Below are 6,268 nucleotides of genomic sequence, written 5' to 3'. Positions count from 1 at the left end.
TCGGCTTGCCCGCGACCACCCGCGTGTCCTTCTACGTCTACAACACCGAGCGGGAGGTCGATCTCTTCGCCGAGGCACTGGCGGAACTGGCCGAGCCCGCGATCCACGCCCTGCCCGCGCCGAAGCCCGCCGCGCGGCCGGACGCCCCGGCGATGCCGTTCCTGGACCGGGTGTTCGGCGACGCGGCCACCGCGATCACCGGCGTCGCGGTGTCCGTCGGCGACCGGCTCGGCCTGTACCGGGCGATGGCCGGCACCGGCCCGCTGACCGCGGCGGAGCTCGCCGCCCGCACCGGGACCCGGGAGAACTACCTCGCCGAATGGCTGCACACTCAAGTCGGCGCGGGCTACGTGCACAGCGAAACCTCCGCCGGAGAACGCACCTACGTCCTCCCCGACGAGCACGCCGCGGTCCTGGCGGACCCGGACGCGCCCGGTGCCGGGATCGGCGTCTTCGCCGCGGTACAGGCCCTGTACCGGGTCGAGGACCAGCTGGCCGGATGCCTGCGCGACGGCGGCGGAGTGGACTGGGGCGACTACCCCCCGGAGATGTTCCGCGCGATCGCGCGGTTCTTCCGCCCCGCCTACAACGCCAACATCGTGTCCTCCTGGCTGCCCGCCCTCGACGGCGTCACGGAACGCTTGGCCGCCGGCGGCCGGGTCGCCGACATCGGCTGCGGCATCGGCCACTCGACGCTGCTGATGGCCGCCGCGCACCCGCACGCCGCCTTCGACGGCTACGACTACCACCAGCCCTCCGTCGACCACGCCCGCATCGTCGCCGACGAACGCGGACTCGCCGACCGCGCCCGCTTCCACACCGCCGCCGCGGCCGACCTCCGCCCCCCGCCCGGCGGCGGCTACGACCTCGTCACCTTCTTCAACTGCCTCCACGACATGGGCGACCCCCTGGCCGCGCTGCGCGCCGCACGCGGCATCGTCAGCCCCGACGGCGTCGTGATGCTCGTCGAACCCAACGCCGAAGCCGACCCCGCCACCAACACCCACCCCATCGGGCGGCTGTTCATGGCACTGTCGTTCACCCTGTGCCTGCCCGCCGCCGCGGCACAGGACGGCCCGCTCGCACTCGGCAACCACGCCGGCGAAGCAGAACTGCGGGGACTGGCCGAACAAGCGGGATTCACCCGCTGGCGACGCGTCGCCGAAACCCCCAGAAGCGCCGTCTACGAACTACGCCCCTGAGCGCGGCACCGCTCTGATCGCATCCCGAGACAGCGCTGCGCTCCACCGCGATCTCGCGAGACCGCCTGTTCTCCGCATCGCAAAGCAGTCCGATGACGTCATAGCTACGCCAACCGTGGCGGGCGAAAGTGGTCGAGAGGATCACGCGACCAACGCGCGAACACCCCGCGCGGACGACATCCGCGGCGCGGCTGAAATCTCCGCCTCTTGCGATCGGGGAGGACATGCACGCCGCGACCTTCTCACCGGCTCTGGCACCAACACCAAGTCCGATCCCCAGCGGGCGGCCACGACGCATGGCGCCGAGGTGCACGCCAGTACCTGCGGCTTCTGCCGCGAAGGCTCTTACCCGCGGTGCCAACGTGTCGTTCACGGCCACGCGGGCGCACCAGAAGATCAACGGCAACGCGTCCGAACCCGATGCGGACCCGGACAAGCTTGCCGCAGTCGTCGGCGGGGCTCGGGACTGGCGTCATCCCCATGAGCAACCTTGCGGGCGCTGACTGCCGGGCGCGGCATCCCCGTGCTTAGCGACGACTGTCAACGGATGGAGGAATGCCATGACAAACGACGATCCTGCGCGCCGTGCCGCGACTTTGCTCAAGACGATCCCGTTCCTTGTGCTGGCCACGTCCGGCCAGGACGGCCCGTGGAGCGCTACGCTCAACCACGTCATCGCCCACGACGCCACCCTGCTGTTCTGCTCCCACCCCGCCAGCCGGCACACGATCCACATCGGCGCGAACAGCACAGTCAGCGCGACCGGTTACCAGGTTCGCGACGACCAGCTCGACGGAGTGCAGCTTCGCGGGACCTGCGAGCCCGTTCCTCGCGATCAGCTCGCCGCGCTGCACCGGGAATTCTGGGAGAAGGCGTTTCCCGACGCCCGGCAGCGCGAGAACGTCATGGTCGGACTTGAAGACTTCGGCCCCTCATCGGCGCGTGACCTGTATGCCGTCTCCGTCACCGAAGCCTGGGTCCGCGACACCGAAGCCTGGGCACGCGAAGGCAAGGACCTCCGTGTACCCGTCGATCTGCCTGCGTTGACAGCCTTCCTCAAGGACGCGACCGTCCCGGAAGCACGTTAGGCATCAGGACGATCCGTATCGGCGAAAGGGATCGGGACGTCGTCCCTGCTTTCGGCGGACCGATACGTTCGGGATCAAGCCGGGGATGAGGGCTGCGATCCAGCGAAGCCGGCGTGGCCGAAGCGGAATCGGCAGTACAGGCGCGGACGGCTCTGAACAGCATCCGGCGCGGAAGCCGTTCCGCGGATTTGCCGCATCTCGTCGAGGTGAGTGCCTGGCTGCGGGAGAACCGTCCGCCGGACACACCGCCGGCCATCCTGCACGGCGACTACCAACTGGCCAACGTGCTGCTTCATCGCACTGAGCCGGAAGTGCTGGCCGTCGTCGACTGGGAGATGGCCACAGTGGGCGATCCCCTTCTCGATCTTGGCTGGCTCCTGGTCTGCTGGCCAGGAGGAAACGAGCAGGCCATCGAGCAACTGCCCGAAAGCCTAGGCGCGTCCGGCGGTCTCGCCGATCGCGCGGAGTTGCTCGCCGCGTATGCCGCGGTGTCTGGCCGGGACCTCGATTCAGTGGATTGGTACGTCGCCCTCGCGGGCTTCAAGCTGGGCATTCTGCTTGACGGAACCTGGGCGCGCCACCTCGCGGGCAAAGCGGACGGTGCGACGGCGAGGCGTTTGCACGAGGCAGCGATCGGTCTGCTCGAAGCAGCTTTTCGGATCACCTCCGGGCGCTGGAGCCTGCGGGACGCCGCGCTCTGAGTTTTCCCTGTTGCTCGAGGAGCGCAGCGATCTCGCAGGCGGCGACCCGGCTGCTGGACACAGCAAGGGCAAACGGAGTGCAGCCGCTCCGGATGCGGCCCCGCGACCGGATGCCGGCTGTTGCCTGCCAGGACGCGCGGAACCATCGTTTGCCCTAGGCATGGGACCGGGTCGCGCCCGTGTGCCGATGGTGGCCGCGGATCGAATCGTTGGTCAATCCGGTGGGTCAGACCGGCTGGTTCGCCGCAGGGTGGCTTCTGCCGTTGCCGGTAGGACTTTCCAATCTCCTTGGCACGCCGCTGCGCCGCTCGCTGGTGGCGCCCGCCTGGCGGCAGTGCTTGTCACGACACGTTGACGCGTCGGCGGGCCAGTGAGCACTGGCCTGGGCGTGGCGTTCCCGTCTGCGGTACTCGCGGGAACGGCTGCCGCGCTCGCGGGATACGCCGCCTACGTTCTGGCGATTTTCCTGCCCGCTTATGCGAAAGCGTCCGGAGTGGTGTCCGCGCGAACCGGGTGATTGCCTTGCTCTTCCTCACCCGGCGTTCCAAGGCCCGTGGCCACCGTCGCCACGCCTTCCGGGGTGGCATCATTCCGGCTCCCCGGTCGTTCCCCAGCGGTCCTGACCACGGACTGCCGGGGCGACGTCTCGGTTACCGTGGCGCATCTGGCGGTCTATGGCTCTTACACCGTGACGGTTTCCTTCTCGCCTGCCAATTCCGGACGAGGCCCGCTACACCGGAATTTCGCTGTGCTACCACGTCGCGGCGCTTCTCAGGAGTGGCCTGATCCCGATCCTCGTCAGTACGCTCGTCGCGTCGGCGGGCGGACATTTCTGGCCCGCGGCAACGGCACTGGTGATCGCCAGCCTGATCACCACTGCCGAACTCACCCGAGCCTCCTCCGGCGGCCGCTGATTCTCCGGCTGAAGTCCGTGAAGGCACCTCTGGGGGAATCAGCGTCGGCGAAGGTTCCCTTCACGGCTTTGGCCGGCTCGGGCCGCAGTCAGCCTTCCTGTTTGGCGATCACCGGTTTCCGCTGAAGGAAGTCCGGTGGCAGCGACCATTTCCGCGCCACTTCCCGAGCGGCATCCGACGTGAGGAATCCTTCGATCGCCGGGCCGAGCTTGTCCACGACGGGGTTGTCCTTGCGGATTCCCCAGCCCACGATGCTCTTTTCGCCTTCGTAATACGCGACGGCGAGCTTGCCTCCGCTGTGCTGGGCGGAATAGCTGAACCCGACCCCGCCGTCGATGGCGGCCTTGATCCGGCCCTCTTCGAGGTCGCGCAGCTCCTGCGCGACCGACTGATAACTCTGGTTCCTGATCGCGGTCTTGCCCGCGTCCGTGCACTGCTTCGACCCGGCCGCGACCGCGGCCGCCAGCGGGGACGAACCGATCAGCGATCCGACGGTGCTGCCGCACAGATCCTGCCAGCTCTTGATCGCACCGGCGTCGGCAGTACGGGTCACCACCGCGTTCCGCTCTCCGGCGAAATCGATGAACGAGATGACCTTGCGCCGCTCCGGGGTGTTGTACAGCGACGTGATCAGATCGATCCGCCCGGACTGCAGGGCAGGCAGCAGTCCGGTGAAGGACACCTGTTTCCATTCCGCCTGGTACCCGGCATCGGCCACGACGTGGTCGACCATGTCGACCATCCAGCCGGTGACCTTGCCGCCGCTCTCGCGGTACTCCCACGGCGGGAAATCGCCCGACGTGCCGATCACCAGCACCGCGGGCGCCGAGCCGCCCGAGGACCCGGCGCATCCGCTGAGCATCCCGGCGGACACGATCACCGCAAGACAACCGGCGAGCGCTCGCCGGGCTCTGTTCCCAGTAATGAGCACGACACTCACCTTTCCTCGGTTGCCTCGGCTCGGCCGACCGTCAGCGCGTAAGCGGGGCAGGAACGGACTGCGCGGTAGACGTGTGGCGGCACCGACGGGAACTCCGGCTGGAGCACGATCACCTTGTCCGTCTCGCCCAAAGCGAACACATCGGGTGCGGCGACGACACAATTGCCGTACGCGCAGCATTTCTCTTCATCGACCCGGATCTCGTACATGCGCGCCTCACTTCCCGCCGGCCTCGGGCAGATAGCGCGCCTGGAGCCAGGAGTAGAGCTGGACCAGTGGCCCCTCTTGCCAGGAAATCCGGCTGCGGGCCGAATGCCGCGAGCCCATCCCGCGCTGGATGGCGGCGTCGGCCATCCAGTCCTGCCGGTTCAACGCGGCATGGAAATCACCGGACATCGCGAGCAGGTCGTCATAGAGCGGGTTGGCTTGATAATCGGGCGGGGTGAGGTAGGACTGGTGGATGCCGGTGCGGTCGACCGCTTCCGGGCGCATGATCCGGTAGAACGCCGAATCGCTGTTGGTGCCGATCAGCAACGTGGGCGGGATGAGCACCCACAACGACACGGTCCGCTCTTCCTCGGTGAGACTCTCCAGGACGGGGAAAAACGGCTTGCCGGTCGGGTTCAGCGCGAAATCGGGGTGGATCGCCCGCATGCCGAACGTGATGGCGGCGTCGCCCTTTTCATGCTCGTGCACCTCGACCCCGGCCGAGGGCTCCACGTAGTGCGCCGGACCGTGCAGCCGGTCGACGTGGTAACCTTCGGCCGAATTCTCGTGCAGGATCTTCCAGTTCCACGGCATTCCCGGCAGATCGAGCGGCGGCGCGGACACCAAGTTCTCGAAATCCCAGTTCTTGACCAGTGCGGCGGCTTTTTCCAGCCGCGGCGCCAACGGTGCGGCATTGTCGTCGAGGTTGACGAAAATGAACCCGAGCCAGATTTCGCAGCGGAACGACGGGAGCCGGATCGCCGACGGGTCGAAGCCCGGGGTGCGATCCATGTCCGGAGCCTGTACGAGCTGCCCGTCGTGCCCGTACTGCCAGAAGTGATACGGGCACTTGAACGCCTTGCCGCAGTTGCCGCTGCTCTCGTCGAGGTCGTTCCAGTCGCCGTCCGCGCCGTCGCCCGGCGTGGTGATCAGCATTCCCCGATGGCGGCACACCGACGACAGCGCGCGGATCTCCATGTCGGCGCCCCGGACGAGCACCATCGGCTCGCCGAAAAGCGTCACGGTGAAGTAATCGCCAGCATTGCGCAACTGTTCGGTGCGCCCCACGCAAAGCCATTCCTTTTCGAAGATGTGCTCGCGCTCGTATTCGAAGATCGCCGGGTCGACGTAGTACCGCGGGGGCAGCGTCAACGCCTCAGCCGGCTCGACGGTGGACTTCGCGAATTCCTCAAGGTCGTGCATCTCGTCTCTCCTG

General features: G+C 67.7%; 7 protein-coding genes. 4 read left to right on the top strand and 3 right to left on the bottom strand.

From position 1 onward, the window contains the following. The 4 genes from A4R44_RS50470 to A4R44_RS48045 form a co-directional block, all read left to right on the top strand. Positions 1-1,202, top strand: a 1,202-nt coding sequence (locus A4R44_RS50470; RefSeq protein WP_232791660.1) for a class I SAM-dependent methyltransferase, incomplete at its 5' end; no start/stop codon positions are given. Positions 1,203-1,762: 560 nt separating this feature from the next. Next, a complete protein-coding gene (locus A4R44_RS18820; protein ID WP_067581979.1) occupies positions 1,763-2,290 on the top strand; it encodes a pyridoxamine 5'-phosphate oxidase family protein in 528 nt (175 codons plus the stop codon). A 113-nt stretch (positions 2,291-2,403) separates the two neighbouring features. After that, positions 2,404-2,991, top strand: a complete 588-nt coding sequence (locus A4R44_RS18815; protein WP_067581976.1) for a phosphotransferase — start codon at positions 2,404-2,406, stop codon at positions 2,989-2,991. Positions 2,992-3,361: 370 nt separating this feature from the next. Further along, the gene (locus A4R44_RS48045) at positions 3,362-3,508 is read left to right on the top strand and encodes a hypothetical protein (RefSeq protein ID WP_157904922.1); all 147 of its coding nucleotides are present in this window, start codon (positions 3,362-3,364) and stop codon (positions 3,506-3,508) included. 485 nt (positions 3,509-3,993) lie between these two features. Here A4R44_RS48045 and A4R44_RS18810 read toward each other — a convergent pair whose 3' ends face one another. From A4R44_RS18810 to A4R44_RS18800, 3 genes are read right to left on the bottom strand one after another with little or no spacing between them, the layout of a single operon-like run. Then, on the bottom strand, positions 3,994-4,836 hold the full coding sequence (locus A4R44_RS18810) for a transporter substrate-binding domain-containing protein (RefSeq protein WP_157904921.1): 843 nt from the start codon (positions 4,834-4,836) through the stop codon (positions 3,994-3,996). Positions 4,837-4,841: 5 nt separating this feature from the next. Next, the gene (locus tag A4R44_RS18805; RefSeq protein WP_067581973.1) at positions 4,842-5,054 is read right to left on the bottom strand and encodes a ferredoxin; all 213 of its coding nucleotides are present in this window, start codon (positions 5,052-5,054) and stop codon (positions 4,842-4,844) included. 7 nt (positions 5,055-5,061) lie between these two features. After that, positions 5,062-6,255, bottom strand: coding sequence for an SRPBCC family protein (locus A4R44_RS18800; protein WP_067581970.1), 1,194 nt, complete (start codon positions 6,253-6,255; stop codon positions 5,062-5,064). Positions 6,256-6,268 lie beyond the last annotated feature (13 nt).

Source organism: Amycolatopsis sp. M39 (genome assembly GCF_001651785.1).
Classification (GTDB): Bacteria; Actinomycetota; Actinomycetes; order Mycobacteriales; family Pseudonocardiaceae; genus Amycolatopsis; species Amycolatopsis rubida.
This window is presented reverse-complemented; position numbering and strand designations above follow the sequence as displayed.